General features: G+C 61.5%; 17 protein-coding genes. 11 read left to right on the top strand and 6 right to left on the bottom strand.

What is annotated here, in order from left to right; translation table 11 throughout:
* Window positions 1–362: 362 nt before the first annotated feature.
* Both AO356_RS04620 and AO356_RS04615 read left to right on the top strand, forming a co-directional pair.
* Window positions 363–1,034 carry a response regulator gene (locus AO356_RS04620; RefSeq protein WP_003198779.1) on the top strand — a complete coding sequence of 224 codons (672 nt, stop codon included), beginning with the start codon at window positions 363–365 and terminating at the stop codon, window positions 1,032–1,034.
* The gene (locus AO356_RS04615) at window positions 1,027–2,418 is read left to right on the top strand and encodes a sensor histidine kinase (protein ID WP_060738769.1); all 1,392 of its coding nucleotides are present in this window, start codon (window positions 1,027–1,029) and stop codon (window positions 2,416–2,418) included. The genes AO356_RS04620 and AO356_RS04615 overlap by 8 nt, the downstream gene beginning before the upstream one ends.
* Window positions 2,419–2,585: 167 nt before the next feature.
* Here AO356_RS04615 and AO356_RS04610 read toward each other — a convergent pair whose 3' ends face one another.
* Both AO356_RS04610 and AO356_RS04605 read right to left on the bottom strand, forming a co-directional pair.
* On the bottom strand, window positions 2,586–3,407 hold the full coding sequence (locus tag AO356_RS04610) for an HDOD domain-containing protein (RefSeq protein ID WP_060738768.1): 822 nt from the start codon (window positions 3,405–3,407) through the stop codon (window positions 2,586–2,588).
* 35 nt (window positions 3,408–3,442) lie between these two features.
* Window positions 3,443–4,384: a YgfZ/GcvT domain-containing protein gene (locus AO356_RS04605; RefSeq protein ID WP_060738767.1), complete on the bottom strand. Its 942-nt coding sequence runs from the start codon at window positions 4,382–4,384 to the stop codon at window positions 3,443–3,445.
* Window positions 4,385–4,533: 149 nt separating this feature from the next.
* Here AO356_RS04605 and AO356_RS04600 point away from each other — a divergent pair, with 149 nt between their 5' ends.
* Window positions 4,534–4,788: a succinate dehydrogenase assembly factor 2 gene (locus AO356_RS04600; RefSeq protein WP_003184348.1), complete on the top strand. Its 255-nt coding sequence runs from the start codon at window positions 4,534–4,536 to the stop codon at window positions 4,786–4,788.
* The gene (locus AO356_RS04595; RefSeq protein ID WP_060738766.1) at window positions 4,772–5,224 is read left to right on the top strand and encodes a protein YgfX; all 453 of its coding nucleotides are present in this window, start codon (window positions 4,772–4,774) and stop codon (window positions 5,222–5,224) included. The genes AO356_RS04600 and AO356_RS04595 overlap by 17 nt, the downstream gene beginning before the upstream one ends.
* Here the strand turns inward: AO356_RS04595 and nadB are convergent.
* Entirely contained in the window at window positions 5,193–6,809 is a 1,617-nt protein-coding gene (gene nadB, locus AO356_RS04590) for an L-aspartate oxidase (RefSeq protein WP_060738765.1), read from the bottom strand. The genes AO356_RS04595 and nadB overlap by 32 nt on opposite strands.
* Window positions 6,810–7,368: 559 nt before the next feature.
* Between nadB and rpoE the strand changes: the two genes are divergently transcribed.
* The 4 genes from rpoE (at window position 7,369) to AO356_RS04570 (ending at window position 11,194) form a co-directional block, all read left to right on the top strand.
* A complete protein-coding gene (rpoE, locus tag AO356_RS04585) occupies window positions 7,369–7,950 on the top strand; it encodes an RNA polymerase sigma factor RpoE (RefSeq protein ID WP_003172477.1) in 582 nt (193 codons plus the stop codon).
* A gap of 31 nt (window positions 7,951–7,981) precedes the next feature.
* A complete protein-coding gene (locus AO356_RS04580) occupies window positions 7,982–8,569 on the top strand; it encodes a sigma-E factor negative regulatory protein (protein WP_046065129.1) in 588 nt (195 codons plus the stop codon).
* 12 nt (window positions 8,570–8,581) lie between these two features.
* Entirely contained in the window at window positions 8,582–9,529 is a 948-nt protein-coding gene (locus AO356_RS04575) for a MucB/RseB C-terminal domain-containing protein (RefSeq protein WP_060738764.1), read from the top strand.
* A gap of 234 nt (window positions 9,530–9,763) precedes the next feature.
* Window positions 9,764–11,194, top strand: coding sequence for a DegQ family serine endoprotease (locus tag AO356_RS04570; protein ID WP_060738763.1), 1,431 nt, complete (start codon window positions 9,764–9,766; stop codon window positions 11,192–11,194).
* A 61-nt stretch (window positions 11,195–11,255) separates the two neighbouring features.
* Here the strand turns inward: AO356_RS04570 and AO356_RS04565 are convergent, their stop codons facing one another.
* Window positions 11,256–12,689, bottom strand: a complete 1,434-nt coding sequence (locus AO356_RS04565; protein ID WP_060738762.1) for a M48 family metalloprotease — start codon at window positions 12,687–12,689, stop codon at window positions 11,256–11,258.
* A gap of 98 nt (window positions 12,690–12,787) precedes the next feature.
* On the opposite strand from AO356_RS04565, the gene AO356_RS04560 reads away from it, so the two are divergent.
* Together AO356_RS04560 and AO356_RS04555 are read left to right on the top strand one after the other, a co-directional pair.
* A complete protein-coding gene (locus AO356_RS04560; protein WP_053120054.1) occupies window positions 12,788–13,027 on the top strand; it encodes a sulfurtransferase TusA family protein in 240 nt (79 codons plus the stop codon).
* A 32-nt stretch (window positions 13,028–13,059) separates the two neighbouring features.
* A complete protein-coding gene (locus AO356_RS04555) occupies window positions 13,060–14,130 on the top strand; it encodes an AI-2E family transporter (RefSeq protein ID WP_060738761.1) in 1,071 nt (356 codons plus the stop codon).
* A 131-nt stretch (window positions 14,131–14,261) separates the two neighbouring features.
* Here the strand turns inward: AO356_RS04555 and AO356_RS04550 are convergent, their stop codons facing one another.
* The gene (locus AO356_RS04550) at window positions 14,262–14,735 is read right to left on the bottom strand and encodes a peroxiredoxin (RefSeq protein ID WP_024616115.1); all 474 of its coding nucleotides are present in this window, start codon (window positions 14,733–14,735) and stop codon (window positions 14,262–14,264) included.
* Window positions 14,736–14,745: 10 nt separating this feature from the next.
* Complete coding sequence (locus AO356_RS04545) at window positions 14,746–15,306, bottom strand: glycine cleavage system protein R (RefSeq protein ID WP_060738760.1); 561 nt, start codon at window positions 15,304–15,306, stop codon at window positions 14,746–14,748.
* A gap of 315 nt (window positions 15,307–15,621) precedes the next feature.
* Between AO356_RS04545 and dapA the strand changes: the two genes are divergently transcribed.
* Window positions 15,622–16,500, top strand: coding sequence for a 4-hydroxy-tetrahydrodipicolinate synthase (dapA, locus tag AO356_RS04540; RefSeq protein ID WP_060738759.1), 879 nt, complete (start codon window positions 15,622–15,624; stop codon window positions 16,498–16,500).
* The last annotated feature ends 15 nt before the right edge of the window (window positions 16,501–16,515 follow it).

Here is a 16,515-nt window from a genome sequence, read left to right as displayed (position 1 = left end):
CCAGGGAGTTCGGGATTGAAGGCGTAGGAAGACGCTGGACCGAGGAGCGGCGGCATCGGCCACGCGGGTCTGATTGAAGCGGGAAGGGCGAGCAGGCATTGGGGCCTGGAGCTGTAGGGACAGCATGGTGAATACTCCGCTTTTATTGTTCTTATTTGGCGAAAACGCTTCGAGGCGTTTTTCGTTCGCGATGTGCGTCGCGGCGGGCAGTCGAAACCGTCCGTGGGAGGACTCTAACTGTCCAACCTTTCGCTAACCTTTCAGTAGGCTTTCATGATTCTTTTGCCTTCACAGCGGCGGACTCGGCTGTAAACTCCGCGCCAAAGAATGGCGTCGACCATCCCTGAATCGAGGAATAACCCATGCGTGTTCTGCTCGTCGAAGACCATCTGCAGCTCGCCGAAAGCGTTGCCCAGGCGCTCAAGAGCACCGGTTTGACCGTGGACGTGCTACACGACGGCGTCGCGGCCGACCTGGCCTTGAGCAGCGAGGAATATGCCGTGGCGGTGCTCGATGTCGGGCTGCCGCGCATGGACGGTTTCGAGGTGCTGGCGCGCCTGCGGGCACGCGGCAAGACTTTGCCAGTGCTGATGTTGACCGCCCGCAGCGACGTCAAGGACCGCGTCCATGGCCTCAATCTCGGTGCGGACGACTACCTGGCCAAGCCATTCGAGCTCACTGAGCTGGAGGCCCGGGTCAAGGCCCTGTTGCGGCGCAGCGTACTGGGCGGCGAACGCCAGCAGCGCTGCGGCGGGCTGGTCTACGACCTGGACACCCGCCGTTTTACCCTCGACGATGAATTGCTCACCCTCACCTCCCGCGAGCAGGCCGTGCTCGAAGCGTTGATTGCCCGGCCGGGGCGGGTGATGAGCAAGGAGCAACTGGCGGCCCAGGTGTTCGGCCTGGACGAAGAAGCCAGCCCGGACGCCATCGAAATCTACGTCCATCGCCTGCGCAAGAAACTCGACGGCCATGCGGTCGCGATCGTGACGTTCCGCGGCTTGGGCTACCTGCTGGAAAACCGCAATGCATAAGCCCGACAGCCTGCGCTGGCGGCTGCTCTGGAACCTGGCATTGCTGCTGGTGGTACTGATGCTCGCCAGCGGCCTGAGCGCCTACTGGAACGGCCGCGAAGCGGCGGACACCGCCTATGACCGGACCCTGCTGGCCTCGGCCCGGACCATCGCCGCAGGCCTGTCCCAGCGCGACGGCAGCCTCAGCGCAGATGTGCCCTACGTGGCCCTGGACACCTTTGCCTACGACAGTGCCGGACGCATTTATTACCAAGTCAATGACATCGACAAGAAGTTGATTTCCGGCTACGAAAACCTTCCCGGCCCGCCGCCCGGAACACCCCGCACGGACGATTACCCGGCCCTGGCGCGCTTCTATAACGCCCAATACCAGGGGCAGAGCGTGCGGGTGGTGAGCCTGCTCAAGGCGGTGAGCGAGCCGAACATGAATGGCATGGCGGAAATTCGCGTGGCCGAGACCGAAGAGGCGCGGGTCAGCATGGCCCGTGGCCTGATGGCCGACACGCTATTGCGCCTGGGCATGCTGGCCGTGGGCGCGCTGCTGTTGGTGTGGTTTGCGGTCAGTGCGGCGTTGCGCCCGTTGGAGCGCTTGCGCACGGCGGTGGAGGAGCGCCAGCCGGACGATCTGCGGCCGTTGCCGCTGGTGGAGGTGCAGCACGAATTATGGCCGCTGGTGCGGGCCCTCAACCATTTCACCGAACGCCTGCGCGGGCAGTTCGAGCGTCAGGCTCAGTTCATCGCCGATGCCGCCCATGAACTGCGTACACCGCTGGCCGCGCTCAAGGCGCGCCTGGAGCTGGGGTTGCGCGCCAGCGAGCCGGCGACCTGGCGTGAAACCCTGGAAACCGCGGCTCAGGGGACCGATCGATTGACCCACCTGGCCAACCAGTTGCTGTCCCTGGCGCGGGTGGAAAATGGCGCCCGGGCCATTGCCGAAGGCGGCGCACAGTTGCTCGATCTCAGCCAGTTGGCCCGTGAGCTGGGCATGGCCATGGCCCCGCTGGCCCATGCCCGAGGCGTGGCACTGGCCCTGGAAGCCGACGAGCCGGTATGGCTGCGGGGCGAGCCGACCTTGTTGAACGAGCTGTTGAGCAACCTGGTGGACAACGCCCTGGCCCACACACCGTCCGGCGGCAACGTGATCCTGCGGGTCACCCCACCGGCGGTCCTGGAAGTCGAGGACGACGGGCCAGGCATTCCGTTGCATGAGCGGGACCGGGTGTTCGAGCGCTTCTATCGACGCAACCAGCAAGTGGCCGGTTCCGGGCTGGGGTTGGCGATCGTCGGTGAAATCTGCCGCGCGCATCTGGCGCAGATCACCTTGCATGACGGGCAGGAGCGCGGGCTGAAGGTGCGGGTGAGCTTTATTCCTGGATCAGACTGAGCCAGAGCAGAACGCCGTTGTGGCGAGGGAGCTTGCTCCCGCTGGGTTGCGCGCGGCGCTAAAAGCCTTGCGCCTGCTGCGCAGTCGAGCGGGAGCAAGCTCCCTCGCCACAAAAGCATCTGCTGACCACAGCATGCTCGGAGACGTCTACATGGCCTCAGACGTCTCTAATAAAACATCGACCGCGCTTCTTCGATATCCGCACACCGGGCCTTGTTCTCCGGGTCGATGCCCAGTTTCTTGAAGGCTGGGACGCCGAATACATCAATCTTGCTCAGGGGATGGTCGGTGTCCTTGTAGCAATACAGCGCAGCGACCTGCACCAGGTCGACATAATCGATTTGCTTGGAGTCGCGGTTGAAATCCAGATACAACCCCGGCAGCTTCACCAGCCGCTCCGGAAATTCCCAGACACTGAGCAATTTGTCCCCCAGCACCGGGTGAATTGTTTCGATGACATGGTTGAGGCTGACCGGATCCGACAGTAACTCATTATTGTCCTGTGCATACGTGAGGATCGGCAGCACGCCGATCTGATGCACCAGCCCACCCAACGCGGCCTGGTCGGGCTTGAGTTGGGTGTAGCCGCGACACAACGCATAGCTGACGCCGGCGATCTCCAGGCTTTTGCGCCAGACTTCGCGCATCTTCAGTTCCACTACCTCGGAACGGGCATGGAAAATCTGCTCCATCACCAGGCCAATGGCCAAGTTGCTGCTGTAGTTGACGCCCAGTCGAGTGATGGCCGTGTGCAGGTCAGTGACTTCCTGGGTGGCGCGCAACAGCGGGCTGTTGACCACTTTTATCAGGCGTGCCGAAAGGGCCGTATCGCGGCCGATCACTTTGCTCAGGTTGCTGACGCTGATTTCCGGGTCTTCGGCGGCCCGGCGAATCTGCATGGCCACTTCCGGTAATGTTGGCAGAACCAGGTCATCGTTATCGATGGCCTGCACCAAATCCCGTTGGACCTTATCCGCCAAATCGCTCATTTCGGTTCTCTAGGGTGTTGCGACAAATGCTGCGATCAGCGCTGGATTTCGCGGTCGCGGTCCAGTTCGTAAGGCAGGTCCAACAATTGAAGGCGAGGGCCTTCCAAGGCACCGAGGTGCAGATTGTTATCTTCTGCAGCTTCGGCCTGTAATACCGCCAGCAGTTCAATGTTTCCTTCGCCGCGGGCGGCAATCACCACTTCGCCGATGGAACTGCCATGAGTGGGGGAGAACAGCGCCGTGCCAGGTTCCGGCAGTTCGCTGGCGTCCAGTTGCAGGCGATACAGGCGCCGCTTGAGCTTGCCCAGGTATTGCATGCGGGCGACGATTTCCTGGCCGGTGTAGCAGCCTTTCTTGAAGCTGACGCCGCCGACGGCTTGCAGGTTGAGCATCTGCGGGATGAACAGTTCGCGGGTGGTCGGCATGACCTGGCCGATCCCGGCACGGACCTGGCCCAGCAGCCAGGGGTTCAGGTCCGCCTCGGCCAGTTCGGCGCCCAGGCGGGTTCGCAGTGCCTGTGCCTGTTCGGCGGGGGCCCACAGCTCGGCGCGGCCGGGAGAAACGCGGATGGCGATCAAGGCTTCATGGCGCACCACGCTGTCGGTGTCGCTCGGCAGTTCGAGGCCCAGGCCAGCCAGGGCATTGTCGGCATTTTCCAGGCCGAAGCGAACCCAGGCGGCGCTTTCGTCGGTGAGCTTGGATTTGGAGAACACGGCGTATTTTTTCAGGTCCGCCAATTGCGGTTCGAGCAGTTCGGTGGCCATGGCCATCAACACACCGTCGCCTTCGAGCAGGATGCGGAAGCTCGATTGCATCCGGCCTTTCTGCGTGCAGCGGGCGCCGAGGCTGGCCCGGCTGTCGCTGAGGTAGTCGAGGTTGCAGGTCAATTGGCCTTGCAGGAATTTGCTGGCGTCCACGCCGCGGACCGCGAGGACGCCTTCGTGGGACAGGGTGCAGAAAAAAGCGAAATCAGCCATGGGTCATCGCAGGGTAAAAAGTCTGGTAGACATCATAAGGGGACGCCCTTGAAATGGGTAGTTCACAAAGGATCGGTGGTGCCAGACCAAAGCCGTCTGTTGCGCTGTGGCGAGGCCTGTATACTTGCGCTCTATTTGAGGAGCGCTCCATGGTCGAAGATGTTGAACTGAATCGCCTCTACTGGCACAGCCGCCGCGGCATGCTTGAACTGGACGTGTTGCTGGTGCCGTTCGTGAAAGAGGTTTACCCCCATCTCAATGAAGTGGACCGTGCGTGCTATGTCCGCCTGCTCGAATGCGAGGATCAGGACATGTTCGGCTGGTTCATGGAGCGCAGCGAATCCGAAGACCCCGAGTTGCAGCGCATGGTCCGGATGATCCTGGACCGTGTCCAACCCAAGTAATGACTTCGAATGCCGCTGGCAGGCCTCTGGGCAACTGCTGGCGGCCTATCTGCTGGCCCAGGTGTTCGCCCTGGGTTCGTTGTTGCTGTTGTCCATCGCGTCCTGGTGCGCCGCGCTTGGCATTATCGTGTGCCTGGCCCATGGCGCCTGGGTGATCCCCCGACATGTCGTGCTGACCCATCGCCGGGCCTTTTGCGGGTTGCGTCGCAATGCCGCGGGCTGGCAGCTCTGGAGCCGGGCCGATGGCTGGCGGGCTGTGCAGTTGCGCCCCGATAGCCTGGCGCTGCCGCTGATCATCGTGCTGCGTTTCCGATTGCAGGGTGAGCGGCGGGTCCGATCGCTGTGCGTGCTCCGCGACGCGCTGGCGCCGGATGTCCATCGGCGCCTGCGGGTGCGGCTCAGGTTCAGTCGGCGTAGGTGGGCGGCACCAGGATAGTGTCCAGTGCCTCGGGCAGCAGGTTCGGGTAGTCGAGGGTGTAATGCAGCCCCCGGCTTTCCTTGCGTTCCATGGCCGAGCGAATCATCAGTTCCGCCACCTGGGCCAGGTTGCGCAGTTCGATCAGGTCGCGGCTGACTTTGTAGTTGCTGTAGAACTCGTCGATCTCATCCAGCAGCAAGCGCACCCGGTGCTGTGCCCGTTGCAGGCGCTTGTTGGTGCGCACGATGCCCACGTAGTCCCACATGAAGCGCCGCAGTTCATCCCAGTTGTGGGCAATGATCACGTCTTCGTCCGAGTCGGTGACCTGGCTGGCGTCCCACGAGGGCAGGGCGGCCGGAATGGCGATCTGCGGCAATTGCTCGAGGATGTCTGCCGCCGCCGAGCGGGCGTAGACGAAACATTCCAGCAGCGAATTGCTGGCCATGCGATTGGCGCCGTGCAGGCCGGTGAAGCTGGTTTCGCCAATGGCATACAGGCCAGGCACGTCGGTGCGGCCGTGTTGGTCGACCATCACGCCACCGCAGGTATAGTGCGCCGCCGGCACCACCGGGATCGGTTGCTTGGTGATGTCGATGGAAAACTCCAGGCAGCGCTCGTACACCGTCGGGAAGTGGCTCTTGATGAAGGCTTCAGGCTTGTGGCTGATGTCCAGATAGACGCAATCGATACCCAGGCGCTTCATTTCGTGGTCGATGGCCCGGGCGACGATGTCACGCGGCGCCAGTTCGGCACGCGGATCGAAACGTTGCATGAAGCGTTCGCCGTTGGGGAGCTTCAAATGGGCCCCTTCGCCACGCAGGGCCTCGGTCACCAGGAAGCTCTTGGCCAGCGGGTGATAGAGGCAGGTGGGGTGGAACTGGTTGAACTCCAGGTTCGCCACCCGGCAACCCGAACGCCAGGCCATGGCGATGCCGTCGCCGCAGGCGCCGTCGGGGTTGCTGGTATACAGGTAGACTTTCGCCGCGCCACCGGACGCCAGGACGACGAAGCGCGCGCCGTAGGTGTCGACTTCGCCGGTGCCGCGATTGAGCACGTAGGCGCCGAGGCAGCGGTCACCGTCCAGGCCCAGGCGTTTTTCGGTGATCAGGTCGACCGCGACGCGCTGTTCCAGCAATTCGATGTTCGGCCGTAGTCGCGCCTGGGCGAGCAGGGTCTTGAAGATCGCCGCGCCCGTGGCGTCGGCCGCGTGGATGATGCGCCGATGGCTGTGGCCGCCTTCGCGGGTCAGATGGAACTCGAAACCGCCGTCTTCGGTGCCCGATTGTTCGTCACGGGTAAACGGCACGCCCTGGTCGATCAGCCACTGGATGGCTTCCCGGCTGTGCTCGACGGTGAAACGCACCGCTTGCGGATCGCAAAGGCCACCGCCGGCGTTGAGGGTGTCGTCGACATGGGATTCAATGGTGTCGGTATCGTCCAGCACGGCGGCGACACCGCCCTGGGCCCAGAAGGTCGAACCGTTGGCCAGGTCGCCCTTGCTCAGCACTGCGATGCGCAAATGCGCAGGCAAGGTCAGCGCCAGGCTCAATCCGGCGGCTCCGCTGCCGATTACCAGAACATCGTGTTGAAACTGTTGGCTCATTCGAATGGTTTCCGCTCAAGGCGACCCGGGTCGGGGTTGGCGCCAGACACCGCTTCAACGGGTCGGGCAGCCACGCAGCCCACTAGTATATAGAGGGGGGGATCGGCACAATAGCCGGGCCTTCATGGCAATGTGAAACCAGTGTGACAGGAAAGCGACACGCTTCGTCGGATCATCCTTTTGGCTTTGAGTCGACAAAGGCGGCCGTTTCGAGGACAGAACGCTGTTTATCGCGGCATGGTTGCCTGAAATTCAGTTCATGGCGATGTAAATAGCGGGAACTTTTGCCAAGCGCCTACGTTCAATAGACGGTTGTCTGCAAAAGGGAGCAGCGTCGGGTTGGTGCAATATTTCGATTGAAATCTCTGCCGACAGACCCGATGACAGATTATTCGCGCAGCCGGGGAATCTCCTGCTGCGTTTTTCGTGCGTGCCGAGATCAGAGCGCGCCGGAAACTTGCTTGGAAGGGGGAGAACTTTTGCGAAAAGCCCGAGTCTATGTTTGCAAGCCCGGTCAATTAGTAATGCAAGCCTCCTTCGAGCTTATCGAGGAGTGTTCATGCTAACCCAGGAAGAGGATCAGCAGCTGGTCGAGCGGGTCCAACGCGGCGACAAGCGAGCTTTCGATCTGCTGGTGCTGAAATACCAGCACAAAATTCTCGGGTTGATCGTGCGTTTCGTGCACGACACCCATGAAGCGCAGGATGTTGCTCAGGAAGCCTTCATCAAGGCCTACCGCGCACTTGGTAATTTCCGCGGGGACAGCGCGTTTTATACGTGGCTTTACCGCATCGCCATCAACACGGCGAAAAACTATCTGGTTTCACGCGGCCGCCGGCCGCCGGATAGCGATGTAAGTTCTGAAGATGCCGAGTTCTATGATGGCGATCATGGCCTCAAGGATCTCGAATCACCGGAACGTGCGTTGCTGCGGGATGAGATCGAAGGCACCGTCCATCGAACCATCCAGCAATTGCCTGAAGATTTGCGTACGGCTTTAACTTTACGTGAGTTCGACGGTCTGAGTTACGAAGACATTGCGAGCGTCATGCAATGTCCTGTGGGCACCGTGCGCTCCCGGATTTTCCGCGCTCGGGAGGCCATCGATAAAGCCCTGCAACCCTTGTTGCAGGAAAACTAGAGACAGCGGCGACAGCCAAGAGAGGAACGCCATGAGTCGTGAAGCCCTGCAGGAATCGCTGTCCGCAGTTATGGACAACGAAGCGGACGAACTTGAATTGCGTCGGGTATTGAATGCCTTCGACGATGTTGAAACACGTGAGACCTGGGCTCGTTACCAGATCGCCCGGGCTGTCATGCACAAGGATTTGCTGCTTCCACGCCTGGACATCGCTGCGGCCGTTTCTGCTGCATTGGCTGACGAAGCCGTACCGGCAAAAGCTTCACGCGGACCATGGCGTAGCCTGGGACGTCTGGCGGTAGCCGCGTCGGTCACCGTTGCCGTACTGGCCGGTGTGCGCCTGTACAACCAGGATGAGATTGCCGGCGTGCAAATGGCGCAGCAGTCCAACCAGCCTGGCTTGGTCGCTCCACAGGTCAAGGGTCCAGCGGTATTGGCCGGCTACAGCGAAGGTTCGGAAACCGCAGGCCCGATGGTCAACGGTGTGCTGCAAGGCCAGCCTGGCTGGCATGATCAGCGTCTGCCCAACTACCTGCGTCAGCATGCCCAGCAAGCTGCCTTGAAAGGTACCGAAAGCGCGCTGCCTTACGCCCGTGCCGCCAGCCTGGAAAACCGTTAATAAGGAAAACCATTGCGCGCCATACCTCTATTCACGCTTCTGCTTGGTGGCTGGTGTGCGATTCCAGCCCATGCCGATGAGGCTCAGGACTGGTTGAGTCGCCTGAGTCAAGCCGAGCAACAGCAGAGCTTCCAGGGCACTTTCGTTTACGAGCGCAACGGTAGTTTTTCTACGCATAACATCTGGCATCGCGTCCAGGATGGCAAGGTCCGCGAGCGGTTACTCCAGCTCGACGGCTCGGCACAGGAAGTCCTGCGCATTGATGGGCATACTCAATGCGTCAGCGGCTCCTTGATCGCGGGGTTGGGCAATACGCCGGACGGCACTTCACGTGCGCTCGATCCGCAAAAACTCAAGAATTGGTATGACCTTGCCGTCATAGGCAAGTCGCGCGTGGCCGGGCGTCAAGCGGTCATCGTGGCGTTGACGCCCAAGGACCAGCATCGTTATGGCTTCGAGCTGCACCTGGACAAAGAGACCGGCCTGCCGCTCAAGTCCTTGTTGCTCAACGACAAGGGCCAGTTGCTCGAACGTTTCCAGTTCACTCGCCTGAACGTCGCCGTGCCCACGGACGGTGACCTGCAAGCCAGCGCCGAATGCAAGGCTGTCGCGCAGGAACCCGGCAAGGCCGTTGCGGTGAAAGCCGCCTGGCACTCGGACTGGTTGCCGCCCGGCTTTGAACTGACCAGCAGTGCCATGCGCAAGGACCCGGACACCCAGATCCAGGTCAGCAGCTTGATGTACGACGATGGCTTGGCGCGCTTCTCGGTGTTCCTGGAGCCGTTGAACGGTGCCAACGCCACCGATACCCGTACTCAACTCGGTCCGACGGCTGCCGTCTCCCGCAGACTCACCACGCCCCAAGGCGAAATGATGGTCACGGTGGTCGGCGAGATTCCTATCGGTACGGCGGAACGGATCGCGCTTTCCATGCGCTCCGACGTCACTGCGACTCAATAGCCGGCTGACGGCGCGGGTGGTTCGATTGTGCGAGAGGCTGATGACGCCAGGGCTTGATCGAAATGCCGAAACTTCCTGTCAGCATTTTCATTTGCAAAACCCCAGCTTTTTTTCTATAGGTCAGAGCCGCTCGGCTCTGGCCTTGTCTGTTCCCGGAACAAAAATACCGGCGTATCTTTCCCTGGTATTCCTTGCTCCATATCGCTTAACCATGCTCGTCGTAACGGGAGCCGTATGTCGATACCACGCTTGAAAACCTATCTCTCCATTTTTGCCACCGTGCTTGTGCTCGGCCAGGCCGTTCCTGCCGTGGCGGTCGAATTGCCTGACTTCACACAACTGGTCGAGCAGGCTTCACCCGCCGTGGTGAACATCAGCACGACCCAGAAGCTGCCGGATCGCCGTGTATCGGACCAGCAGATGCCGGACCTGGAAGGCTTGCCGCCGATGCTGCGGGAGTTCTTCGAGCGTGGCATGCCACAACAGCCCCGTTCACCCGGCGGTGGTCGTCAGCGCGAAGCCCAGTCCCTGGGGTCGGGCTTCATCATTTCACCTGATGGCTACATCCTGACCAACAACCATGTGATCGCCGATGCCGACGAAATCCTGGTTCGCCTGGCCGACCGCAGCGAGCTCAAGGCCAAGCTGATCGGCACCGACCCACGTTCCGACGTGGCGCTGTTGAAAATCGAGGGCAAGGACCTGCCGGTGCTCAAGCTGGGCAAATCCCAGGACCTGAAAGCCGGCCAATGGGTCGTTGCCATCGGTTCGCCGTTCGGCTTCGACCACACCGTGACCCAGGGTATTGTCAGCGCCATCGGTCGCAGCCTGCCGAACGAAAACTACGTGCCGTTCATCCAGACCGACGTACCGATCAACCCGGGTAACTCCGGTGGCCCGCTGTTCAACCTCAACGGTGAAGTGGTCGGCATCAATTCCCAGATCTACACCCGTTCGGGCGGCTTCATGGGCGTGTCCTTCGCGATTCCGATCGACGTTGCCATGGACGTGTCCAACCAACTGAAGAGCGAAGGCAAGGTCAGCCGTGGCTGGTTGGGTGTGGTGATCCAGGAAGTGAACAAGGACCTGGCCGAGTCGTTCGGGCTGGATAAACCCGCCGGTGCGCTGGTGGCGCAGATCCAGGAAGGTGGCCCGGCTGCCAAGGGCGGTCTGCAAGTGGGTGACGTGATTCTGAGCATGAATGGTCAGCCGATCGTCATGTCCGCCGACCTGCCGCACCTGGTGGGAGCCCTCAAGGCTGGCGCCAAGGCCAATCTGGAAGTGATTCGCGAGGGCAAGCGCAAGAATGTCGAGTTGACCGTCGGGGCCATTCCTGAAGAGGGCAAGGAGCTGGATTCGCTGCCCAAGTCCGGCGTCGAGCGCAGCAGCAACCGCCTGGGCGTGGCGGTGGCCGAGCTGACCGAAGAGCAGAAGCGCACCCTGGAGCTCCAGGGCGGTGTGGTGATCAAGGAAGTGCAGGACGGTCCTGCCGCGTTGATCGGTCTCCAGCCGGGCGACATCATCACGCACCTGAACAACCAGGCCATCGGTTCGGCCAAGGAATTCACCGACATTGCCAAGGCATTGCCGAAGAATCGTTCAGTGTCGATGCGAGTCCTGCGCCAGGGGCGTGCGAGCTTCATCACCTTCAAGCTGGCCGAATGATCGGTTAGCCGCTGAAAAAAACCGCCTCGAAAGAGGCGGTTTTTTTATGCCTGGCGAATGCTCAGCCCATCATGTCCTTGACCATGCGTTCCTGCTCCATGAGTTCCCGCTGGCGGGCATCGATGCGCGACGACAGGGGGAAGTTGGTGCCGGCACGTCGTTTGGCGAAGTCCAGTTGCTGGATGGCCTGACGGTAGTCGCCCACCAGGGCGAAGTACTCGGCACGGGCCTGATGCAGGCCAATGATGTTGCCTGACAGCCCGCGGGTCTCGGCCACCATGTACCAGATGTCCGGATCGTCCGGGCGCGACTTGAGCAAGGTTTCCAGGGCTTTCTCGGCATCGGCGGGGCGGTTCTGCTTGAGCAGCAGGTCGACGCGTACCTGGTTCAGCGGATAGTTGCCGGGGTACTGGCTCAGCATCCGGTCGACGCGGGATTGAGCGTCGGCCAGTTTGTTGCTGGTGATGTCCAGGTCCACCTGGGCGAGGTTGTAGATGATCTCGTTGGGCGATTTGGCCAGCAACGGCTTGAGATTCTCCCGTGCGTCATTCAACTGGCCGCCCTTGATTTGCGCGATCGCCAGGCCATAGCGGGCCACGTCGTTCTTCGGGTTCTCATCCAGCTGTGCCCGGAAGCGCTTGGCGCCCAGGCCCGGGGTTTCTTCGTAGGTCAGCTGGACCCGCGCGCGAATCAGTTGATAGCGCACACTGTCTTCGATGCCGCCCGGCTTGGCCTGTTCGGCGCGGTTGCGGGTATCGGCGATCCGCGATTCGGTCACCGGGTGAGTCAGCAGGAATTCCGGCGGCCTGGCGTCGAACCGGTACTGGCGCATCAGGCGCTCGAACATGGTTGGCATGGACCGCGGGTCGTAGCCGGCCTTCTCGAGGTTCTGGATACCGATGCGATCGGCTTCCTGTTCGTTCTGGCGCGAGAAGCGCCGTTGTTCCTGAATGGCGGCGGCCTGGGTTCCGGCGATGGCCGCGATCCCGGCGTCACCGCCACCGGCGGCGGCAATCACGATGCCAGCCAGCAGTGCCGCCATCATCGGCACCTGCATGCGTTGCTGGGCTTCGACGCCGCGGGCGAAGTGGCGCTGTGACAAGTGCGCCAGTTCGTGGGCCATGACCGAAGCGTATTCGCCTTCGGTCTGTGCGTTGAGGAACAGGCCGCCGTTGACCCCGACGATGCCGCCCGGTGCGGCGAAGGCGTTGAGCTGCGGGCTGTTGATCAGGATGAATTCCAGGCGCCGGTCGTTGACCTGGCTGGTTTCCACCAGCTTGTAGACGCTGGTTTCGACGTAGTCCTTGAGCTGTGGATCGTTGAGCTGTGAAACCTGGCTGCGCAGCAGGGCCAGCCAGGCGCGGCCCAGTTGGTGCTCCTGTTCTGGCGAGACGATGGCAGAACTGGCATCGCCAAGTGACGGCAAGTCGTCGGCGAAGCCCGGTGAGGCAAGCAGGCAAGCGAGCGTCAGCAGGGTGGGGCGCAGAAATGTCATGCACGAAGCCTTAGTTGACAAAGACCCTACTGTAGCCGGACACCGGGCCCGGGACCAGATATTCTAGGCCGCTCAACGACCTGCCGCGGAGCGAACCCATGACTGATGCTGTAGCCCACGATGCCGAACTGGACGCCAGCGGCCTGAATTGTCCGTTGCCGTTGCTCAAGGCCAAGCTGGAGCTCAACCGCCTGGCCAGCGGCAGTGTGCTCAAGGTCATCGCCACGGATGCGGGCTCGCAACGTGACTTTCGCACCTTCGCCCGATTGGCCGGTCATACGCTGCTGCGTGAAGAAGACGAAAACGGCGTCTACCGTTACTGGCTGAAAAAGGCCTGAAAAAAACCGATAGCGTCTCTTAAGGATTTTTAATGTTCAAAGTGTTACGCGATTGGATTCAGCGCTACTTCTCCGATGAAGAGGCGGTGGTTCTGGCAGTGCTGCTGTTCCTGGCGTTTACCGCCGTGCTTACCTTGGGCGGCATGTTGGCGCCGGTGCTGGCGGGAATGGTGCTGGCGTATCTCATGCAGGGGCTGGTCACGACGCTGGAGCGCTTGCGGCTGCCCGGCACTGCGGCAGTCGGGCTGGTGTTTGCCCTGTTCATGGGCGTGCTGGTGGTGTTTATCGTGGTAATCGTGCCGTTGCTCTGGCACCAGTTGGTGACCTTGTTCAACGAGTTGCCGGGGATGCTCGCCAAGTGGCAATCCCTGCTATTGCTGCTACCTGAGCGTTATCCGCACCTGGTGTCCGATGAGCAGGTGTTGCAGACCATCGAAGTGGTGCGCGGCGAGATTGGCAAGTTCGGCCAATGGGCGCTGACGTTCTCGCTGTCCAGCCTGCCGCTTCTGGTCAACATCATGATCTACCTGGTGCTGGTACCGATCCTGGTGTTCTTCTTCCTCAAGGACCGGGAAATGATCGGGCGTTGGGTGCGTGGCTACCTGCCTCGTGAGCGGGCGCTGATCACCCGAGTGGCCCAGGAGATGAATCGGCAGATCGCCAATTACATTCGCGGAAAAGTCATCGAGATTTTCATCTGCGGCGGCGTGACCTATATCGGTTTCGTGACCATGGGGCTCAATTACGCCGCCCTGCTGGCGCTGCTGGTGGGCATTTCAGTGGTGGTGCCTTACGTCGGCACCGTGGTGGTGACCGTGCCGGTGGCCTTGATTGCGCTGTTCCAGTGGGGCTGGAGCGATCAGTTCATCTACCTGATGGCGGTCTACGGGATCATCCAGACCCTGGACGGCAACGTGCTGGTCCCGCTGCTGTTCTCCGAGGCGGTGAACCTGCATCCGGTGGCGATCATCTGTGCGGTGCTGCTGTTTGGCGGGCTGTGGGGGTTCTGGGGGGTGTTCTTTGCGATTCCCCTGGCGACGCTGTTCAAGGCGGTGCTGGATGCGTGGCCGAGCAAGGAGCCGGTTGTCGCGCCGTTGTTGTAGCTTTGACTGATGGGGTGAGGCGGATGGCCTCATCGCGAGCAAGCTCGCTCCCACACGGGATAAGTGGTGTTACTCAATCCAGTGTGGGAGCGAGCTTGCTCGCGATAGCGCCAGTAAAGGCAGCGAAAGTTTCAGCCCTTGTTGAGCGCCTGGGCCGCCGCCAACACCGCATCCACATGCCCCGGCACCTTCACGCCACGCCATTCCTGGCGCAGCACGCCGTTCTTGTCGATCAGGAAGGTGCTGCGGTCAACGCCCAGGTATTCCTTGCCGTAGAGCTTTTTCAGCTTGATCACGTCGAACAGCTGGCAGACCGCCTCGTCCTTGTCGCTGATCAGTTCGAACGGGAACTCCTGCTTGCACTTGAAGTTCTCGTGGGACTTGAGGCTGTCCCGGGAGACGCCGAACACTTCGGTGTTGGCAGCCTGGAATTGCGCGTACTGATCGCGAAAGCCCTGGCCTTCGGTGGTGCAACCGGGAGTGCTGTCCTTGGGGTAGAAATAGATCACCACCTGCTTGCCCTTGAGGGCGGCGAGGCTGATGGTCTGCCCGCTGGTGGCGGGCGCCTGGAAATCGGTAACCGGCTGGTCGACGGCAACGGCCATGAACGCTTCCTTACATTGGGTTTTGTGGGCGCCACGGTTCGATCAGGGCATCCAGGTTCATCGCATCGGCGAAGTCCAGGAACTGATCGCGCAGCCAACTGATCTGGGTGCCGGCGGGCAGGGTCACGGTGAACGTGGCGTTGAGCATGGTGCCGCCGGTCTGCGGGGCCTGGTAGGTGTCGCAGGTCAGGTTTTCCAGCTCGACGTGATGGTCCATGAAGAACTGGCACAGCTCGTTGATGATGTCCGGACGGTAGGCCGAGCTCACGTAGGCCACGTAGGGCAGGGCCTGTGGACGGTTCTCCAGGGCGGCGCTGCGCACGACGTTGACGGTAAAGGCATGCTTCTTGGCCAGCACCGGCAGGCCGCCTTCCAGGCGCGCCAGGGCGTCCCAGCTGCCGGAGATCTCCAGCACGAGTGCACTGCATTCGCCATGACGGGTCAGGCGTGAGGTTACGACGGCGCAGCGATTTTCATGGCTGGCGCGGCACAGGACGTTAGTCAGCTCCATGGGGTTGGCGCCAAGGGCACTGATAACAAGGAATTGTTCGCGGACTGTGGGGGTGGACATGCAGCATTCCTAAAGCGATGAGCGGTCGGTACCTTTGCCGCTCGACACAGCGCCCGGCCCGGGAAAACGAACGGCTCAAGCCTTTTGTCCGGGGTTGCGCTGCATTCCGCGACAGCGGGAATGCACCAGGACAAACCCGGGATCGGGGCTTGTGGCGTCGAAAACGGAGGCTGGAAACCGGCGTATGAGCTTGTCGGTACCGATCAAAGCCTGAAGGGTAGCGAAAACCATCGCCCAGGGGAATGGTAGTTCGCTTGTACAAGCATCTTGGCGCCAGTACCATTACCGCTCTCTTTTTCCGGCAGGAGCGGTTTCATGATTGCGGGCAGTATGGTGGCACTGGTCACACCCATGGATGCACAAGGGCATCTTGACTGGGCCAGCCTCAGCAAACTCGTGGACTTCCACCTTGAGAACGGCACCCATGCCATTGTCGCCGTCGGTACCACCGGCGAGTCGGCAACCCTCGACGTCAATGAGCACATCGAAGTCATCCGTGCCGTGGTCAAGCAGGTCAACGGTCGCATCCCCGTCATCGCCGGTACTGGCGCCAACTCGACTCGCGAAGCCGTCGAGCTGACCCGCAACGCCAAGGAAGCCGGTGCCGACGCCTGCCTGCTGGTCGTCCCGTACTACAACAAGCCGACCCAGGAAGGCCTGTACCAGCACTTCAAGCACATTGCCGAAGCCGTCGACATCCCGCAGATTCTCTATAACGTTCCCGGCCGCACCTCCTGCGACATGCAGGCCGAGACCGTGATCCGCCTGTCCACTGTGCCGAACATCATCGGCATCAAGGAAGCCACCGGCGACATGAAGCGCGCCAAGGCCATCCTCGATGGCGTGAGCAAGGACTTCATCGTGCTGTCCGGGGATGATCCGACAGCGGTCGAGCTGATCCTGCTGGGTGGCAAGGGCAACATCTCCGTCACCGCCAACGTTGCCCCGCGCGAAATGGCCGACCTGTGCGAGGCCGCGCTCAAGGGCGACGCCGAGACCGCACGGGCCATCAACGAAAAACTGATGCCGTTGCACAAGGACCTGTTCATCGAGGCCAACCCGATTCCGGTGAAGTGGGCCTTGGTCGAAATGGGCCTGATGCACGAAGGCATCCGCTTGCCACTGACCTGGCTGAGCACCCCCTGTCACGAACCGCTGCGGCAGGCCCTGCGCCAGTCCGGCGTCCTGGTTTAATTGAGGAAGTACAAC

Source organism: Pseudomonas fluorescens, assembly GCF_001307275.1.
Lineage (GTDB): Bacteria > Pseudomonadota > Gammaproteobacteria > Pseudomonadales > Pseudomonadaceae > Aquipseudomonas > Aquipseudomonas fluorescens_AA.
This window is presented reverse-complemented; position numbering and strand designations above follow the sequence as displayed.